Source organism: Brevundimonas sp., from assembly GCF_046295075.1.
Classification (GTDB): Bacteria; Pseudomonadota; Alphaproteobacteria; order Caulobacterales; family Caulobacteraceae; genus Brevundimonas.
The window spans coordinates 65,791-83,432 of sequence record NZ_JBKBOC010000001.1; the positions used below are offsets into that span (position 1 = coordinate 65,791).

General features: G+C 68.0%; 18 protein-coding genes. 7 read left to right on the top strand and 11 right to left on the bottom strand.

The annotated features are described in order from the left end of the window. Positions 1-40: 40 nt before the first annotated feature. The 5 genes from scpB to ACK4MH_RS00385 form a co-directional block, all read right to left on the bottom strand. Positions 41-712: an SMC-Scp complex subunit ScpB gene (gene scpB / locus ACK4MH_RS00365; protein ID WP_409713122.1), complete on the bottom strand. Its 672-nt coding sequence runs from the start codon at positions 710-712 to the stop codon at positions 41-43. Next, the gene (locus tag ACK4MH_RS00370; protein WP_409713125.1) at positions 709-1,530 is read right to left on the bottom strand and encodes a segregation and condensation protein A; all 822 of its coding nucleotides are present in this window, start codon (positions 1,528-1,530) and stop codon (positions 709-711) included. Before ACK4MH_RS00370 ends, scpB begins: the two co-directional genes overlap by 4 nt. A gap of 54 nt (positions 1,531-1,584) precedes the next feature. Further along, on the bottom strand, positions 1,585-2,634 hold the full coding sequence (gene nagZ / locus ACK4MH_RS00375) for a beta-N-acetylhexosaminidase (protein ID WP_409713128.1): 1,050 nt from the start codon (positions 2,632-2,634) through the stop codon (positions 1,585-1,587). 160 nt (positions 2,635-2,794) lie between these two features. Further along, positions 2,795-3,562, bottom strand: coding sequence for an SPOR domain-containing protein (locus tag ACK4MH_RS00380; RefSeq protein ID WP_409713131.1), 768 nt, complete (start codon positions 3,560-3,562; stop codon positions 2,795-2,797). Between the two features lie 77 nt (positions 3,563-3,639). Then, positions 3,640-4,830, bottom strand: coding sequence for a deoxyguanosinetriphosphate triphosphohydrolase (locus ACK4MH_RS00385; protein ID WP_409713134.1), 1,191 nt, complete (start codon positions 4,828-4,830; stop codon positions 3,640-3,642). A gap of 131 nt (positions 4,831-4,961) precedes the next feature. Here ACK4MH_RS00385 and erpA point away from each other — a divergent pair, with 131 nt between their 5' ends. Next, entirely contained in the window at positions 4,962-5,279 is a 318-nt protein-coding gene (erpA, locus tag ACK4MH_RS00390) for an iron-sulfur cluster insertion protein ErpA (protein WP_409713986.1), read from the top strand. A 6-nt stretch (positions 5,280-5,285) separates the two neighbouring features. On the opposite strand, the gene ACK4MH_RS00395 is transcribed toward erpA, so the two are convergent. From ACK4MH_RS00395 to ACK4MH_RS00405, 3 genes are read right to left on the bottom strand one after another with little or no spacing between them, the layout of a single operon-like run. Next, positions 5,286-5,468 carry a hypothetical protein gene (locus ACK4MH_RS00395; RefSeq protein ID WP_409713137.1) on the bottom strand — a complete coding sequence of 61 codons (183 nt, stop codon included), beginning with the start codon at positions 5,466-5,468 and terminating at the stop codon, positions 5,286-5,288. Continuing rightward, a complete protein-coding gene (locus tag ACK4MH_RS00400; protein ID WP_409713140.1) occupies positions 5,465-6,556 on the bottom strand; it encodes a PepSY-associated TM helix domain-containing protein in 1,092 nt (363 codons plus the stop codon). Before ACK4MH_RS00400 ends, ACK4MH_RS00395 begins: the two co-directional genes overlap by 4 nt. A gap of 5 nt (positions 6,557-6,561) precedes the next feature. Beyond that, positions 6,562-8,751, bottom strand: coding sequence for a TonB-dependent receptor (locus ACK4MH_RS00405; RefSeq protein ID WP_409713143.1), 2,190 nt, complete (start codon positions 8,749-8,751; stop codon positions 6,562-6,564). 167 nt (positions 8,752-8,918) lie between these two features. Here ACK4MH_RS00405 and ACK4MH_RS00410 point away from each other — a divergent pair, with 167 nt between their 5' ends. Continuing rightward, positions 8,919-9,851, top strand: coding sequence for an alpha/beta hydrolase (locus ACK4MH_RS00410; RefSeq protein ID WP_409713146.1), 933 nt, complete (start codon positions 8,919-8,921; stop codon positions 9,849-9,851). A gap of 120 nt (positions 9,852-9,971) precedes the next feature. Then, complete coding sequence (locus ACK4MH_RS00415; protein WP_409713149.1) at positions 9,972-10,916, top strand: DUF2971 domain-containing protein; 945 nt, start codon at positions 9,972-9,974, stop codon at positions 10,914-10,916. A gap of 53 nt (positions 10,917-10,969) precedes the next feature. Here the strand turns inward: ACK4MH_RS00415 and ACK4MH_RS00420 are convergent, their stop codons facing one another. The 3 genes from ACK4MH_RS00420 to ACK4MH_RS00430 form a co-directional block, all read right to left on the bottom strand. Then, on the bottom strand, positions 10,970-11,710 hold the full coding sequence (locus ACK4MH_RS00420) for a prephenate dehydrogenase/arogenate dehydrogenase family protein (RefSeq protein ID WP_409713152.1): 741 nt from the start codon (positions 11,708-11,710) through the stop codon (positions 10,970-10,972). Between the two features lie 142 nt (positions 11,711-11,852). Next, the gene (locus ACK4MH_RS00425) at positions 11,853-13,184 is read right to left on the bottom strand and encodes a dihydroorotase (protein WP_409713155.1); all 1,332 of its coding nucleotides are present in this window, start codon (positions 13,182-13,184) and stop codon (positions 11,853-11,855) included. Between the two features lie 222 nt (positions 13,185-13,406). Then, complete coding sequence (locus tag ACK4MH_RS00430; protein WP_409713158.1) at positions 13,407-14,372, bottom strand: glycosyltransferase family 9 protein; 966 nt, start codon at positions 14,370-14,372, stop codon at positions 13,407-13,409. Positions 14,373-14,458: 86 nt separating this feature from the next. Here ACK4MH_RS00430 and ACK4MH_RS00435 point away from each other — a divergent pair, with 86 nt between their 5' ends. From ACK4MH_RS00435 to ACK4MH_RS00450, 4 genes are all read left to right on the top strand, one after another. Beyond that, positions 14,459-14,677, top strand: coding sequence for a hypothetical protein (locus ACK4MH_RS00435; protein ID WP_409713161.1), 219 nt, complete (start codon positions 14,459-14,461; stop codon positions 14,675-14,677). Between the two features lie 70 nt (positions 14,678-14,747). Further along, on the top strand, positions 14,748-15,596 hold the full coding sequence (locus tag ACK4MH_RS00440) for a retroviral-like aspartic protease family protein (RefSeq protein ID WP_409713164.1): 849 nt from the start codon (positions 14,748-14,750) through the stop codon (positions 15,594-15,596). Positions 15,597-15,609: 13 nt separating this feature from the next. Beyond that, positions 15,610-16,179, top strand: coding sequence for a hypothetical protein (locus ACK4MH_RS00445; RefSeq protein ID WP_409713167.1), 570 nt, complete (start codon positions 15,610-15,612; stop codon positions 16,177-16,179). A 67-nt stretch (positions 16,180-16,246) separates the two neighbouring features. Next, positions 16,247-17,626: a response regulator gene (locus tag ACK4MH_RS00450; RefSeq protein ID WP_409713170.1), complete on the top strand. Its 1,380-nt coding sequence runs from the start codon at positions 16,247-16,249 to the stop codon at positions 17,624-17,626. Positions 17,627-17,642 lie beyond the last annotated feature (16 nt).

A 17,642-nucleotide genomic window follows, 5' to 3' on the forward strand; every position in this document is an offset into this window, starting at 1 on the left:
TAGCCGGCGCTGACTAAAACTGCGTGAACGTGGTTCAGCGTCAGCGTGTCTCGCCGACGAAATCTTGGGCGAACTCGGGCGCCTCGTCGTCGAGGGGCAGGCTGCCGTCCTCGTCGTCGGCCTCCGACGCGCGGCTGGGGTCGGGCACCTCGAACCCGACCGGCAGCGACAGGTCCAGCAGGCCCGCCGCCTTCATTTCCTGCACGCCCGGCAGGTCGTACAGGGTCGCCAGGCCGAAATGCTCCAGGAACCGATCCGTGGTCGCATAGGTCACGGGCCGCCCCGGCGTGCGCCTGCGCCCCCGCAACCGCACGAACCCCATCTCCAGCAGCAGGTCCAGCGTCCCCTTGGAGATGCTGACGCCGCGCACGCTCTCGATCTCGGCGCGGGTGACGGGCTGATGGTAGGCGATGATAGCCAGGGTCTCCAGCGCGGCCTTAGACAGGCGGCGCGGCTCCTCGCGCTCCTGCGTCATCATGAAGGCCAGGTCCGGCGCGGTGCGGAACCGCCAGCGGTCGGCGACACACTCCAGCTCCACCCCCCGCCCCTCGTAACGGGCGCGCAGGCCGGCGATGGCGCGCGCGACATTGCAGTTCTCGGGCAGCCGTGCGGCGATCTCGGCGGCCGTCAGCGGCCCGGCGGCGGCGAACAGCAGGGCCTCGACCCGCCGCTCGATCTCGGCCTCGTCGGGCTGGAACGAGAGGTCGCTCACGGCGTCAGCTCCAGCGGCTGGCCCTGCCCGCGCCGTTTCAGGAACAGCTCGGCGAACGCCTGCGTCTGTCGAATGTCCATCGCCCCCTCCTTCACCAGCTCCAGACTGGCCGACAGGGTCGAGGCCGTAAAGCTGGCCTGGCTGGGGCCTTCCTCGCCCTCCCGGTGCGGCGCCACCTGATCCAGCGGGGTCCAGTCGGCCAGCTTCGGCATGATCTCGCGCAGCCAGTCGCGCGCCGCCTCCAGCGGAAAGGCCTCGACCCGCTGGCCCGGCGAATACTGCCGCGCGCCCTCGCGCCGACGCTGGGTCACATAGGCGCTCATCAGTTCGTACAGGCTGGCGTCGATCCGGTCCGACGGCACGATCACCGTCGCCTCAGGATCGCCGCGCGTGAAGACGTCACGCTTCAGCTGGGGTCGCGCCATCAGTTGTTCGACCGAGCGCCGCATGGCCTCCAGCTTCTGCAGGCGGAAGGCCAGGGCGGCGGCCATCTGCTCGGCCGGCGGCTCCTCGCCCTTGTCTTTCTCGGTGCGCGGCAGCAGCAGCCGCGACTTCAGATAAGCCAGCCACGACGCCATCACGAGGTAGTCCGCCGCCAGGGCGAAGTTGCGCCGCCGCGCCTCGTGCACGAAGGCCAGATACTGTTCCGCCAACTGGGTGATCGACAGCTTCAGCAGATCGACCTTCTGGTTCCGCGCCAGGGCCAGCAGGACGTGCAGCGGCCCCTCATAACCGTCCAGATCGACCACGAAGGCCTCGCGATCCTCGACCTCGGCGACGGCGGTGAAATCCAGATTCGGCTGAAAGGACTCGGACATCTTTCTTGGCCTACCGCGCTTCGCGCTGCTTGAGGCCGGGACGGTCCAGGTGGCTCATGCCTGCGTCTCTCCCACGTCCGGCCCCGTGGCTGCGTCCAGCCGACCGCCCATCGCACGGAAGAAGCGTTCGTGCCCCGCGACTGGATCCAGCGGCTCCGGCGTCCGCACGATCCGCGCCATCGCCGCCTCGGCCCGCGCCCTAGCCCTGCCCTTCAGCTTGCCGGTCGCCTCGGCCACCGCCTGCATCTCGGCCATGTCGCCGTTGCAATGTAGAACCACGTCGCACCCGGCCTTCAGCGACCGGTGCGCCCGCTCGCCCACCGATCCGCTCAGCGCCTGCATCGACAGGTCGTCGGTCATGATCAGGCCGGAGAAGCCCAGATGCTCGCGCATCATCTTCACGGCCTTCTTCGACTGGGTCGCCGGGCGCTTCTTGTCCACGGCGGTGAAGACGATGTGCGCCGTCATGGCCAGGGGCATGTCCGACAGCGCCTTGAATGGCGCAAAGTCCCAGCCGTCCAGCGTCTCGAAATCGGCATGGACCGTCGGCAGGTCCTTGTGGCTGTCGGCGAAGGCCCGGCCATGCCCCGGCATATGTTTGATGCAGGGCAGCACCCCGCCCGCCAACAGGCCTTCCGCCGCCGCCCGCCCCAGCAGGGCGACCATCACCGGATCCCGGCCATAGGCGCGGTCGCCGACGATGTCGTGGGCGCCAGGCACCGGCACGTCCAGCACCGGCAGCAGATCGACGTTGATGCCGACCTCTTTCAGGTCGTGCGCCATCAGCCGCGCGCCCAGCCGCGCCATTTCGCGGGCGTCCATCGGATCGTTCGACGCCTTCAGATAGGCGTTCCCCGGCGGATATTTGGGCCAGTGCGGCGGCCCCATCCGTTGGACCCGCCCGCCCTCCTGATCGATCAGGATCGGCGCGTCGGGATCTCCTATGACGGCCCGCAATTCGTCGGTCAGCGTCCTGACCTGCTCAGGCGTGTCGATGTTGCGCCGGAAGAGGATGAAACCCCACGGACGCGCATCGGCGAAGAAGGCCCGCTCGTCCTCCGTAAGCCGATGGCCCGAACAGCCGTAGATGGCGGCGGAGGTCATATCCCCCTCACCGTCACCCTCGGGCTTGTCCCGAGGGCCCACGGTTCAGCGCCCAGAATGCATGAACGGGACGCACATCCCCTCCCCTCGCCCCGTCGACCGCGATGCGGACGGGTGTGCCCTCGGGACAAGCCCGAGGGTGATGGAAGGTAAAACCGCATCACCGAACGATGCAGTCCCGCCCGGCGGCCTTCAGCGCATTGCAGAAGGCGACCGCCCGCTCGCGCGACAGGCCCGAGAAGGTGGTGCGGTACAGGGTCGAACCGCTGGACGAGGTCACTTCGGTCACCCGCTTCTGGGCGCCCGACGCATATTGACCGAACCGGCCGGCGACGGCGGCGTATTCGCGGTCGGCGATCTCAGTCGAGGAGAAGGCGCCGATCTGCACCGCGGCCGAGCCCGTCGCAGCGGCCGGAGCCGTCGTCGCCGGTGCGGCCGGAGCAGGCGTCGTCGGACGCGGCGCGGGGGCTGCGGGTCTCGTGGCGGCGGGCGGCAGGCCCTGACCGGTTGGCGCTGCGGTCGGCGGCGCGGCGGGACGCGGCTGGGGCGCTTCCGGCGGCGGGGTGAAGGTCACGGGAGCGTCGGTCGTCTCGCCCTCGTCGCGATAGACGCGCACCCCCTCTGCCGGATCGATCGGCTGGGCGTCGACGGGCGGCGCCGTCTTCATCTCGCCGACGGGCTGGCCCACCGCAGGCGGCGCGTCAGTCGAGGCGCGCATGCCAGAGCGATAGAAGAAGATCACGGCCACGATCAGCAGCAGCAGAACCACCGCGCTGATGATCAGGGTGACCGGCGGCGCCTTGCCCCCGCCCGAGCCGACATTGCGGCCACTGCGCGGGTCATAGCTGTTGCGACGGAACGGCAGGTCGTCATCGGTCGGGGGCGTATAGGCGCCCCGGCCCGGCTTGTTGTCGTCATCAAAGGACATGGTCGCGCTCCGCCGTCTGTCAGGCGCGAATCGGCGCGCCGAACGATCACTCTACGCCCCCGCGTGCATCTTTCGAATCACAGATCGAGGGCGAGGTCGAGGCTGAACAGTTTCTGGTGCACTTCTATGGCGTAACGGTCGGTCATGCCGGCGATATAGTCGCACACGGCGCGCGCCCGTTGCGTCTTGTCCGGGGTCATCGCGGGCGTGCTCCATTCGGGCGGCATCACCTCCGGCTCGGCCATGAACAGCTCAAACAGTTGCGACAGCACCCGCCGCGCCTGGCTGCGCGTGCGGTTGACGCGGTAATGGCGATACATCCGCTCGAACAGGAACTTGCGCAGGATCGCCAGATCCGCGTGCATCCCCGATGAGAAATCCACCATCGTCCGCTTAGCCGTCCGCACGTCCTCGATGGTGACGATTCGACCGTCTTCCAGCCGCCGCGCCGTCTCGGCCAGCACGTCCTCGACCATGACGCCGATCATCCGCCGAACGGCCTCGATCCGCAGCATCCGGTCGTCGATGGCGGGATAGTCGCGACGCACCTGCGCCAGCATCGGCCCGATCAGCGGCACCTGATCCAGATCCTGCAGGGTGATCAGCCCCGCCTGCACCCCGTCGTCCACATCGTGGTTGTTATAGGCGATGTCGTCGGCGACGGCCGCGCACTGGGCCTCCAGCGACGCGAACGTCCCAAGGCGCAGGTCCCAGCCCGCCTCCCCGCCCGTCCGATACGGCCGCACCACCGACCAGGCCGGTTCGTCCAGCCGGTGCGACACCGGGCCGTTGTGCTTGATGACCCCTTCGACCGTCTCCCAGCTCAGGTTCAGCCCGTCGAACTGGGGATAGCGGTTCTCCAGCTCGGTCACGACGCGGAAGCTTTGGACATTGTGGTCGAACCCGCCATGCCCGGCCATCTGCACCACCAACTCGTCCTCGCCGGCATGGGCGAAGGGCGGGTGGCCCAGGTCGTGCGCCAGGGCGATGGTCTCGGCCAGATCGTCATCCAGCCTCAGCGCATGGGCCAGCGACCGCGCGATCTGCGCCACCTCCAGCGAATGGGTCAGGCGGGTGCGATAATGATCGCCCTCGTGCGCCACGAAGACCTGGGTCTTCTCCTTCAGCCGCCGAAACGCCGTCGCATGGATGATCCGGTCGCGATCACGCGCAAAGGCCGTGCGGGTCCGGCTAACCGGCTCGGGAACGCGGCGCCCCAAGGTCAGGTCGGCGCGTTCAGCGTAGGTCGCGAGGTCTGTCTGGCTCAAGTGATCAACTTTGAAGCGGGCGGCCCTTTGCGAACGCCCTTGCGCGCCTCATATAGACAGCCGTGAGCACCGTCCAATCCACAGAACCGTCCACACCCGCCTTCAGCGTCGCCACGCGCGCGCCAGAAGGCATCGTCCTGGCCGTCAGCGCCGCCAAACGCCTGGCCAAACTGGGCGCGGCCGAGGGCAAGACGCTAATGCTGCGTGTCGCGGTGGACGGCGGCGGCTGTTCGGGCTTCCAGTACCGGTTCGAACTGGTCGAGACGGCCGAGGATGACGACCTGCGGATCCAGGCCGACGGCCAGGCGGCGGTGATCGACCCCGTCTCGGTCCCGTTCCTGAAGAATTCCGAGATCGCCTATGTCGACGAACTTGCCGGCGCCCAGTTCGTCGTCCGCAATCCCAACGCCGCCTCCAGCTGCGGCTGCGGCGTCAGCTTCTCGATCTGACGCCGATCACCGTCGGCGCCGGATCAGCGCCCAGACAGTAACGACCACGGTCGAGGCCAGAAGGGTCGAAAAGACCGCATCCCAGGCTCCGTCTCCCAGCAGAGCGCCGATCAGTCCCGTCAGGCTGAGTACGAACACCACGACGGGCGCACCGAAGATGGCCCAGATATTCAGGTCCTTGCGGCTCATGCCGGCTTCCGCCGTCCCTTGCCCAGCCAGAGATAGAGGCCGGACGCCAGGATGACGATGGTGGCGATGTCCAGCAGCGCCCACAGGATCTTCAGCGCCAGCCCGCCATAGTCGCCGAAGTGCAGCGGCTGCGACAGCGACAGCGCCTTCACATACCAGGGCATCGGGGCCACGGCCGCCAGTTCTCCCGTCCGGGCGTCGATCAGGGCCGGGGTGGTCAGATGGGTCGTCAGCGGCGTGTCGCCGTGGAAGAAGACGGCATAGTGGTGATCGGTCGAATAGTCGGTCCCCGGAAACGCCACGAACTGCAGCTTCATGCCCGGCAGCGCCTGTTTCGCCCGCGCCACCGCCGCATCCAGCGACGCTCGCTCGCCCGCAGGCGCCGGGGCGTCATAGGCGAGGGTCAGGTCCTTCAGCGCCGTGTTCTTCCAATAGGCCAGGATCGGCGTGGCCAGGGTGTTGACCACCCCCGTCGCCCCGACCACCAGCACCCACCCGGCCGTCACCACGCCCAGCAGGTTGTGATAGTCCAGCCAGCGGGTCCGCGCGGCCTTCCGGGCCCGCACCGTGCCGAACGGCAGCCGGCGCATGAAGGGCGCATACAGCACCACCCCCGACACCACCGCCGCGATCAGCATCAGGCCCATCAGGCCCAGGAACAGCATGCCCGGCAGGCCCAGGAACATGTCGGTGTGGAGCTGAAGCAGGAACTCCATCACCGGATGGCCGGCGACCGGCGGCGCCACCTCGCCGCTGGTGCGGTCGATGGGCTCGAAACTGTATTTCCCCGCCGGCCCGTTCGGATCGACGCTGGTGACGTTCACCACCGGCCGGTCCTCGTCGAAGCTCATGAAGGCCGGAACCTCGCCCGGATGCAGGGCCAGTCCCGCCGCCAGCACCTCGTCCAGGCTTAGCGGCGGCGCCTCCGGGTTCGCCGGAGCCCAGGCCTGCGGCAGCAGCACCTCTTCAATCTCGTGCGTGAACACCAGCGGCAGGCCGGTCACGCACAGCATCAGCAGGAACAGGGTCGAGACCAGGCTCGACCACTTGTGCACCCAGGTCCAGGCGCGGATGGTCCGCGTCTTCATCCGGCTCAGAACTCGGCCGAGACCGACAGGCGGAACGTGCGCGGCGCGCCAAGCGTCAGATAGCCGGACGTCGGGGCATAGCCGCCCACGGCCACCCACTGATCCTCGTCGGCGAGGTTCTCGACCCGCGCGCGGACGGTCAGCGGCTTGCCGCCCGCCTCGAAGGCATAGCGCACGCCTGCATCGAACCGGGTCCAGGCGTCCAGCTCGACCGTATTGTCGGTGCTGACCGGCTGTTCGCCCGTGTAGACGACCCGCCCCTCCAGCGTCAGGCCGGCAACCATCGGCACGTCCCACTCCGCATTGAGATTGGCCTGGAACTCGGGCGAGCCGGTGGGGCGTAGGCCCGTGAGGTCGTCGGCTATGCCCGTGCCCGGCGTTTTCGTGATTTCCGCATCAAGCCAGGTCGCGCCGCCGATCAGGCGCAGGCCCGCGACCGGCTCCCCATACACACCCAGTTCCACGCCGGTGTTTTCCTGCTCGCCGTCAGCGCTGTAGATGCCGGTTCCCTCGTCAAAGAAGGCCTGGGGCTTGTTGGCCCGGAAGACGGCCAGAGTTCCACCGAACGATCCTGCATCATACTTCACCCCGGCCTCGATCTGCTCGGACCGGAACGCGGCAAGCACCTCGTTGGAATTTTCGACCGGCAGTCCAAGCACCTGCGCCGGCGTGATGCCGCCGGGCTGCAGCGCCTCGGCGTAGTTGGCGTAAAGCGAGAGGCGTTCGCTGGGCTTGAACACGACCGCAAAGGCCGGGGTCCAGGCATCATCTGTGTAGTCCGACAGCGCGGAGCCGGTGTTGTAGTCGAACGACCGCGTCTCGATCTCCTGATAGCGCACGCCGACCGTGGCCAGCACGCGACCGTCCAAGAATGACATCATGTCCGCAAAGGCGATCGAACGGTTGTTCACCCGTTCCGTCACCAGCGGGTCGGACAGGTCGCCTCCGACGAAGAAGTCGGGCGTCGGCGCCGTCACGTCGATCGGGTCGTACAGATCGCTGGCGAAACCGGCGAAGTCCGAAAAGGCGTAGGCGTTCCTGGACTTGGACCGCACCTGCGACGCCGAGGCCACCAGCCGGTGTCCGACCGGTCCGGTCGTCACGTCCGCGCGCAGGCCGACGTCGCCCGCCCACACCGTGTCTTCGCGCACATTGTCGAAGCGATAGGCGCTCAGCGACCCGTCCGCATTGGCGTTCGGATTGGCCAGGACGTTGTCCTCCTCGCCCCGACGCCCGCCGACGGCCGCCCAGGCGGTGACGCGGTCGGTCAGATCGAACTCGCCGCGCGCGGCGCCGAACAGTTGTTCGTCGTCGGTATAGGTCCAGGGCTGGGCGAAGTTGGCGTCGGCCGAGGGCGCCTCGGGCAACGCGCCGTTCGGCGTCACCTGCGGACGCGGCGCGTCGATGCGGTGATCCTGCCAGCCCAGGTCGGCCGAGAAGCGGGCGCGTTCGCCGCGACGATCCACGCCCAGACCCAGCACGCGCAGTTCGCTGTGCTGATCCTCGACCGCGCCCTCGCCCGCCCGGCTGACCATGTTCAGGCGCGCGCCCCAGGCGTCGTCGGCGCCGAAACGCCGCGCCAGATCGGCGGCGGCGTAAATCTCGTCGCCGCCTTCCCATCCGGCCGTCAGACGGTTCAGGTCCGCGCCCGTCGCGCGCTTGGGCACCAGGTTGAAGGCGCCGCCCACGCCACTGCCGCCCGGCGCCGCGCCGTTCAGAAACGCCGTGGCCCCGTGGAAGACCTCGACCCGCTCAAGCAGTTCCGGCGCCACATATTGGCGCGGCAGCACGCCGTACAGGCCGTTGTAGGTCATGTCGTCCGAGTAAACCGGGAAGCCCCGGATCAGATAGACTTCCTGGAAATTGCCGAACCCCTTGGTCACGCGCACAGCCGGATCGTTCTGCAGCACGTCGCCGACGCTGCGCGCCTGCTGGTCGCGGATCAGGGTCTCGGTATAGCTGGTCACGTTGAACGGCGTGTCCATCGTGTCCAGCGCGCCGAACAGGCCGACACGGCCGCCCCGCGCCACCTGACCGCCGGCGTAGACGCCGGGCAGACCGACCTGCGACCCGCCGGTGACGACGATCTCGCCCAGTTCCGCCACGTTCGGCTGAACCTGCTGCGCCAGGGCGGGCGTGGCGGCGGCCAGGGCCAGGCTGCTGACGGCGCAGGCGAGACGGGAAAAACGGATCATGGATTGCAACGCATTATCAACGCAGGGAGGAAGGCGCTCCCATACGCCTCGTTGCGACTGGCTTGCAATGGCAGAGGCCTGGGTTGCGACATTTTGCGGTTGGGCTGCCTTGCTTTTCGCCCTCGCCCAAGGGCCTCATGACGCCGACACTTCTAAAGGCGCCCGCCATGCTGATGCTGATCCCAGCCCTTTTCGCCGCCAGCCTGCTCGCCGGTCCGGCCTCGACCGAGATCGCCCTGCCGTCACAGCCCGCGCCGCTTCATGGAACCCTGCTGGCGCCCGACAGCGCCACGGCCGTCGCCGTCATCCTGCCCGGCTCCGGCCCGACGGATCGGGATGGGAACAGCCCGCTGGGCGTCTCGGCCTCGACCTATCGCCTGCTGGCCGAAGGTCTGGCGCAACAGGGGATCGCCACCGTCCGCATCGACAAGCGCGGCATCGCCGCCAGCGCGGCGGCGGGTCCGGCCGAAGCCGATCTGCGCTTCGACGCCTATGCCGCCGACGCCCGCGCCTGGGCGACGGAGGCCGCTTCGCGCGCGGGCCTGCCCTGCGCCTGGCTGATCGGCCACAGCGAGGGCGCCCTGGTCGCCCTGAAGGCGGTCGAAAACGACGACAAGATTTGCGGTCTGGTCCTGCTGTCCGGCGCCGGTCGTCCGGCGGGGGCGGTGCTGCGCGAACAGCTGGCCACCCTGCCCGAGCCGATGAAGACCCAGGCCTTCGCCGCCCTGACCGAGCTTGAGGCCGGTCGCACCGTCGCCGACACGCCGCCCGCGCTGGCGGCCCTGTTCCGCCCCTCGGTCCAGCCCTATCTGATCTCGTGGCTGCCGCTGGACCCCGCCGCCCTGCTCGCCGCCTACGACGGCCCGGTCTTCATCGGCCAGGGGACCACCGACCTCCAGATCAGCGTCGCGGACGCCCAGGCCCTGGCCGCCGCCGACCCCAAGGCCACGCTGAAACTCTGGGACGGCGTCAACCACCTCCTCAAGACCGCCCCCGCCGACCGGGCGGCGAATATGGCGACCTATGCCGACCCGGCGCTGCCGCTCGCGCCGGGCGTGGCGGAGGATGTGGGGGCGTTCATTCGGGCGAATGGGCGTTGAGCGCGGCTTTGAGCGGACGTTCCGAACGTCAGCTAGGGGCGGGAAGCGCACATCGCGACCGAAGAAGTTCGTGGAGATGAAAAGGGGTGTGGCCTGTTAGGGTAGGGTTGGAGGGCGAAAATGCTGACTGAACCCGAGCTGTTTGAAATCTTTCACCAGAGAGCGGCGTTGCGCATCGCTCAAGCTAGAAACCAAGGACAACGGTTCGCCTATTATACGAACGGGGCGACTGCAAAAGACATCTTAGCAAACAGCGAGATATGGCTGCGCTCGCCCTCGTGCATGAACGACTTCAGCGAGGTCAGGCATGGCTACGACATGTTCATTAGAAACTGGTCATCTCCCAAGGGAATCGGCCTTCGAGCCACGCTGCAAACGATCCACCCGGGCACTGCTGATCGGTTATTCAACCATATCACCAGCAATTCTCTGAGACAGCTGTTCGCTGAGACCTTTATTGCGTGCGTCTCGGAGCACGATGCTAAGGACGATGAGCATGGCAGGCTTTCGATGTGGCGTGCCTATGCGGCCCAAACCGGCATCGCGATGGTGTTTTCTGGCGAGATATTTGCCGTAGAGGACGATGGGTTCGGCGCTTATTACAGTCCGGTCGAATACATGTCTGAAATCGAATTTTCAGACGAGTTCGAGAAGCTGGCGAACAGACTGCTCGCCAACGTAGACGAGTTGAAGCGTCTTTCGCCGGACGACTTCTTCACCTGCATCTACCACGCCGCACTCATGGCCATGCTGTGCGTCAAGCACCCAGGCTTTAGGGAGGAGCGGGAGTGGAGAATTTTCTCGATTGATCCAACCAATCTGGGCCTGCTGACGAGGTCAATAGAGGTGGTCGGTGGCGTGCCACAGCCGGTGTTGAAACTACCCATGGTGACGCAAGCACAAGGCCGTTCTGCGTTAGATAAACTTGAAAGACTACTTATTGGACCAACGCAGTATCCTGTAGCTGTTCGGTCAGCGATGTTGGAATTACTAACGCAAAAAGGCGTCAACAACCCTTCGGCCGTCGTGCATTTGACAGGGATTCCTTTGCGCCAGAATTCCTAAGCGGTGTTGCCAAGCTGGCTGATCGGTTGCTCTGTAATACCATTGCCTCAATATCAAATCCCCTCCCCCAACCCTCCCCGCGCCTCATCCGCCAACGCAAAGAACCGCTCCCGCACTTCGGCCGCAAAGGGGTTGTCGCGTTCGATGGCGCGGAAGACGGCGGGGCTGTCGTGGCGGACCATGTCGACGGCCTGCATCAGCCGGTCGAAGCTGGCGGTGGTCATGCGCGTGGGCAGGGGCTCCATGGCCATCAGGACGCGGGCGATCAGGTGGGTCAGGCCCTGGACGGTGGCGGCCTCGCGGTCGTGATCCTCGGGACTGACCTGAAACACTTTCAGCCCTAGCGCGCGGCGGCAGAAGGCGGCGACGCGGCGGGCGTCCTTTCCGCCCCGCACCTCGCACACGGCGATACGCAGGCCGGCGATGCCGTCCTTGCCGCTCTGCGGGCCGAACAGCGGGTGGGTGCCGACGATCCGCACGCCGGGCGGCAGCAGGGCGTCCATCGCCTGCGCCGGCTTCACCTTCACCGACCCCACGTCGACGACCAGGGCGGCGGGCGCCAGATGCGGGCGGATGGCGATCAGCGTCGCCTCCAGCGCCTCGACCGGCACGGCCAGCACCACCGTCGGACAGGCCGCAGCGGTCGCCAAGTCGGTCAGGGTCGCGACGCCCTCTGCGTCAGTCGCCGCCGGATCATGGGCGAGGATGTCGCACCAGGGCGACAGATGCCGCGCCGTCAGCCGCCCGAAGGCGCCGAAGCCGATCAGGCCGAGCTTTTCCTTTTCCCCCGTCACCCTCGGGCTTGTCCCGAGGGCCTACGGCGGATGTCCCCCGAACCGCGACGCGGACGCGACGGCGCGTCACCCCCCGTCACCGTGTGCGCGGAACGGTGGGCCCTCGGGACGAGCCCGAGGGTGACGGACCTTATGTGCAGCCTCACAACGTCTCCATGAACCGCACCGGCCGGCCGTGGGCTGATCCGATCAGCTCGCCGTCCTGCATCACCACCCGGCCGCGCACGATGGTCGCCATCGGCCAGCCGGTCGCCTCGACCCCGTCGAATGGGGTCCAGCCGCAGCGCGTCGCCTGCTGGTCGTGCGTGATCGTCCGCTTCGCCTTCAGGTCGACGATGGTCAGGTCCGCGTCATAGCTGACGGCCATCCGCCCCTTGTTGGCCGTGCCGAACACCCGCTGCGCCCCCGCAGAGGTCAGGTCGATGAACCGCTCCAGGCTCAGCCGCCCGTTTGCCACATGCGTCAGCATCAGGGGCACCAGCGTCTGCACCCCCGGCATGCCGGACGGCGAGGCCGGATAGGGCTTGGCCTTCTCCTCCTTGGTATGCGGCGCGTGGTCGGATCCCAGCACGTCGGCGACGCCCTGCTGCATGCCCCACAGCCACAGGGCGTCCACATGCTCCTGCGACCGGATCGGCGGGTTCATCTGGGCGTAGCTGCCCAGCCGCTCATAGGCCTCGGGCGCGACCAGGGTCAGGTGCTGGGGCGTGATCTCGACGGTGGCGACATCCTTGTGGAAGCGCAGATACTCCATCTCGTCTTTGGTCGTGACGTGCAGCACGTGGATGCGCGCCCCCGTTTCCTTGGCCAGGCCGACCAGGCGGCGGGTCGAGCGGATGGCGCTCTCAGCGTCGCGGACCTCGGGGTGGCTGGTCCAGTCGCCGGTGCGGGCGAGACCCCGCCGTTCGACCAGCCGGTATTCGTCCTCGGAATGGAAGGTGGCGCGGCGGCGCACGTTCGACAGAACCTTTCGCACCCCCTCGTCATCGGCGATCAGCAGGTCGCCGGTCGAGGCGCCCATGAAGACCTTGACCCCGCAGCAGCCGGGCAGCCGCTCCAACTCACCCAGATAGTCTGCGTTCTCGTGCGTGCCGCCGACGTAAAAGGCGTGGTCGGTCCACATCCGGTCCTTCGCCCGCACCAGCTTGTCGGCCATGGTGTCGGGATCGGTGGTGTTGGGATTGGTGTTCGGCATCTCGAACACGGCGACGACGCCGCCCAGGGCCGCCGCGCGCGTGCCGGTCTCCAGATCTTCCTTCCACTCCAGCCCCGGCTCTCGGAAGTGGACCTGGGTGTCGATCACGCCCGGCAGCACGGTCAGCCCGGTCGCGTCGAAGCTCTCGCCGGCCGAGGCCTGAGACAGGTCGCCGATGAAGGCGATCTTGCCGTCGATCACCCCGACGTCGGCCCGGCCCCGCCCCGCGTGATTGGCCACCTCGCCGCCACGGACGATCAGGTCATAGGTCTGGGTCATGGGGCGGGCTCCTGCGGCTGGTCGCCCCGGTTCTAGCGGATGCCGCGCCGATCATGAAGGCCGCTAAACACTCTCCCTCCCCGTTCGGGGAGGGTGGTCGAGCCGCAGGCGAGACCGTATGGGGAGGGCCAAGTGAAACGGCGTGGTCTGTCGCAGGGTTGCTCGCCGCCCCCACCCGGCCGCTTCGCGGCCACCCTCCCCGAACGGGGAGGGAGATCGGGTTCAGCCCCGCGCCTTCAACATCCGCGTCGCCGCCTTCAGCACCCGTTCCCACGGCAGGTCCATCATATGCTGGATCGCCTGGTTCAGGCGCGGATCCAGCGTCTTGAACTCGTCATAGCTGCGCGGCCCGCGCACAGCCTCGCCCTTCCACGGCCCGCGCGTGGTCTCATCCGACGGGCCGAACACCGCCACCACCGGCGCGCCCGAGGCCGTCGCCAGATGGGTCCAGATCGAATCTGCACCCACGTACAGCGCCGATTTCGACAGGGCCGCCACCGTCTGCAGCCGGGTCAGCCTGCCCTGCAGCTCGATCACCCGCGCGCGCGGCACGGCGTAGCGGATGGTGTGCGCCGCCTCGCGGTCGATCTCCTCGCCCACGATCATCAGCCGCCCGCCCGCCAGCGGCCCGTCGTCGGCCAGCAGCTTGGCCGCCACCTTGGCGTAGCGTTCGGCAGGCCAGCGCTTGCCCATCCATTCGACGCCCGGCCCGACCGCAAGGATCGGACCATCTCCGCCTGTCGCGGGGATCAGCGCCTCGACCTGCGCCCGCGTCTCGTCCGACACATAAAGCCTCGGCCCCGGAATCTCCTCCGGCTCCAGCTTCAGCACCGCCGCCGCCGCCTCGACCGCATGCAGACCCGGCTGATCCTTGCCCCGCACCGCCCGCTTGTGCCGCCTCAGCTTGCCCGACAGGTCCGAGCCGCGCATGTCGACGACCAGGCCCCATTTGGTCCCGCGCACCTGGTTCCACAGAGCGATCCATTCGAAATGGCCCTCGCGCTCCAGCACGATCAGCTTGGTCAGGCGTGGCGTATCGGCGAACAGCGGCGCGCTGGCGGCCGATCCGACGATGGTGAAGGTCGCATGCGACAGGCTCTCGACCAGATGCGCCAGCACGCCCGAGGACAGCACGGCGTCCTCGGCATCCGCCTCGGCGATATACAGGATGGGAAACCGCCCGATCATCCGTTGACGGATACAGGGATTCTATCGGGGGTTCAGCGTCAAACGCAGGTTTCCACAGGCAGGCGCGATAGGTTAAAGCCCCGGCCATGATCCAGACGCCCGATCCAGCAGCAGCCGCCGCCCTCGAACGCTTCAAGGCTCAGCGCGTCACGGCCATCTATCGGCTGGACCTGATCGCCAAGGGCGCGACCATTTCCTACGAGGACGGCACGCCCATCGACATGGCGTCCGAAAAGTCCCGGCTCGAAACCGTCGTCGCCGACATGGACCGCCGCATCGCCCAGCTGGAACGCGCGCTTGGATAAGCGCGACATGACCAAGGCTTAACTTGCCGCCCGCGTCGCATCGTGGCCCTCCTTGAGCTCGGAGGACCCCATGTTCGCACTCGCCACGGCCCTGATACTCGCCGCCACGGACCCGTCCTGCCTGGCGCTTGAGCGCGGCGATGGCGGCAGCCCGGTCATCCAGGCCCGCATCAATGGACAGGGGCCTTTCGCCTTCGTTCTCGATACGGCCTCCAGCGGCACCACCCTGGACGCCCCGCGCATCGCCCTGTTGCATCCGCCGCGCGAGCCGGCGCCGGACCAGGCCCAGGGCATGGGCGGCGCCGTGCAGGTCGATCTCTATCGCATCGCCACCTTTGAGGCCGGACCGATCCAGATGCGCGATTTCGTCTCGCCCGAGATCGACCCTCCGGGCTTCGACAGCCACGACATCGCGGGCTTGGCCGGCGTCGATCTGTTCGGCGAGACCATGGCGGTCTGGCGGCCGGCGCAGGCCTGTGTCTCCGTGCGTCCCAGCGGCGGCACCGACGCCGATTGGGTCTCAATCCCCACAGACTGGCAGCGCCCCTGGCGTATCCTGCTGCCGGTACGCATCGGCGACACGACCGGCTGGGGTCTGCTGGACACCGGCGCCCAGCACACCACACTGAACCCCGCCTTCGCCGCCGCCCTGCACATCAAGGCGGACGCCCTGCCCTCGGGCGGTCAGATCACCGGGATCGACGGCGAACCGCTGGATCTGGGTCAGGCCCGGATCGAGGATGTGGAGATCGGTCGCTGGCGCTGGCCGACGACGCCGGTCAAGGTCGGCGCCCTGCCCGTGTTCGACCGCCTGGGCCCATCCGACACGCCGTTGGCCATCATCGGCATCGACTGGCTGGGCGACAGGGGCTTCGCCATCGACTATGGAGCGCAAAAGGTCTGGCAGACGCCGGGCTGACGATTCCGGCGCGATGACCTCACTTCCCCTCCTCCCCGGCCGGACCTGCGGCGGTTGCGTCGAATGCTGCCGGGTCATTCCGCTGGACCTGCCGGAACTGGCCAAGCCGACCGGCGAACTGTGCGCCTATTGCGTCGACGGCGCGGGCTGTTCGGTCCACGCGATCCGGCCCCAAACCTGTCGCATCTGGTTCTGCCTGTGGCGCGTGGTCGAGTTGTCAGACGACTGGCGGCCGGACCACAGCGGCGTCATCGTCCGCCCCGACGGGGTCGAGGACGGGATCATCACCCTGTATGTCCTGCGCCGTTCGGACTTCCTGGCCTCGCCAGAGTTCTTCATGACCGTCGCCGGCTGGATCGCCGAGGGGATCGAGGTGGCACTGAGCATTCCCGGCCCGGTCGGGACCTATCCGGCCCGCGCCGTCGTCACCGACTGGCTGCGCCCGGCGATCGAGGACGGCGACCCCGCCGCCTTCCTGGCCCGCGTCCTGCGCTCGCTGGACACCCTGGCCGAGCATGACTTCCAGCCCGACGGCGTCGTTGCACGATACGCCGTGACAACCCAGGATGGCCCACCCGCTTAGCCGAAGCTTAAGTCCTTGCCGTTATTCTGAAATCTGTAACGCCGCCGCTTTGAGAGATACGCCGGAAATGCAGGCCTGGGACGCGCTGCGACGCCCGATCTGGATGTTCGATCCGTCCGCCCTGCGCGGCGTCTATGCGAACGCCGCCGCCCTGGATCTCTGGGGCTCCGACAGCCTCGACGCCCTCTTGGCCCGCGATTTCAGCCAGATGTCGCCGGCTGTGCTGGCCCGCACCGAGCGGCTGGCGCGCGAGACGGCGAATGGCGAGACCCTGTCCGAACACTGGACCTTCTATCCCAACGGCCGGCCGCTGACGGTGACGGCGATCATCTCGACCCATTGGCTGGACGACGGCACGCCGGTCCTGCTGTTCGAGGCCGCCCCGATCGAGGTGGAGAGCGAGGAACGTCGCGCGGTCGAGGCCCTGCGCCACACCTCCACCCTGATCTCCCTGTTCGACAGCGAGGGGCGCCCGCTGTTCTCCAACCCGGCGGCGTTCGCGGCCTATGGCTCGACCACCCATCCCTTCGAGGCCCGGTTCGCCGAGCCCGAGCGCGCCCAGCCCATGCTGGCGGCGGCCCTGTCCGGCGACCTGGCGGCCGACGTGTGCGAGATCGTCACGCGCGAGGGGCCACGCTGGCATCATCTGGACATCCGCCCGGCCATCGATCCCGTCACCGGCCACCTCGGCCTCATCCTGACCGAGATCGACGTCACCGAACGGGTCCAGGGCGAACAGGCCCGCGTCGCCGCCGAACAGAAGACCGCCATGGCCGAGGCCCGTCAGCGGTTCCTGACCGACATGTCGCACGAGCTGCGCACGCCGCTGAATTCGGTCATCGGCTTCTCAGACCTGTTGTCCAAGGCCGGCCTGGCGCAGGAACACGCCGACCACGCCGCCCGCATCAATGGCGCGGGCCAGCGTTTGTTGTCCGTCGTCAACGACATGATCGGCCTGTCGGCCGACAACGTCATTCCCCTGCCGACGCCCGATCGCGTCATCGCGGAAGCTGCGCCTGCCAATGAAGACGCCGCCGCCCTGCGCGTTCTCTATGTCGATGATCACGACAGCAACCGCGCCCTGGTCATGGCGGTGATGTCCGCCCAGGGCATCGTCTGCGCCACCGCCAACGACGGCGCGCAAGGGGTCGAGGCGGCCCGCGACGGCGACTGGGACGTGATCCTGATGGACATCCAGATGCCGGTGATGGACGGCGTCGATGCGACCCGCGCCATCCGCGCCCTGCCGGGTCTGGTCGGCCGCACGCCGATCCTGGCCCTGACCGCCAACACCCTGCCGGAACAGTTGATCCAGTACGAGGAGGCCGGCATGGACGACTGCATCGCCAAGCCGATGAACATCGTCGATCTGGTCACCCGCGTCACGGCCTGGGGCGCCAGCGACTGGCGCAACTTCGATCCTCAAGCCGCCGCAGCCGTCGCCTAATTTCGAACCGGCGCCT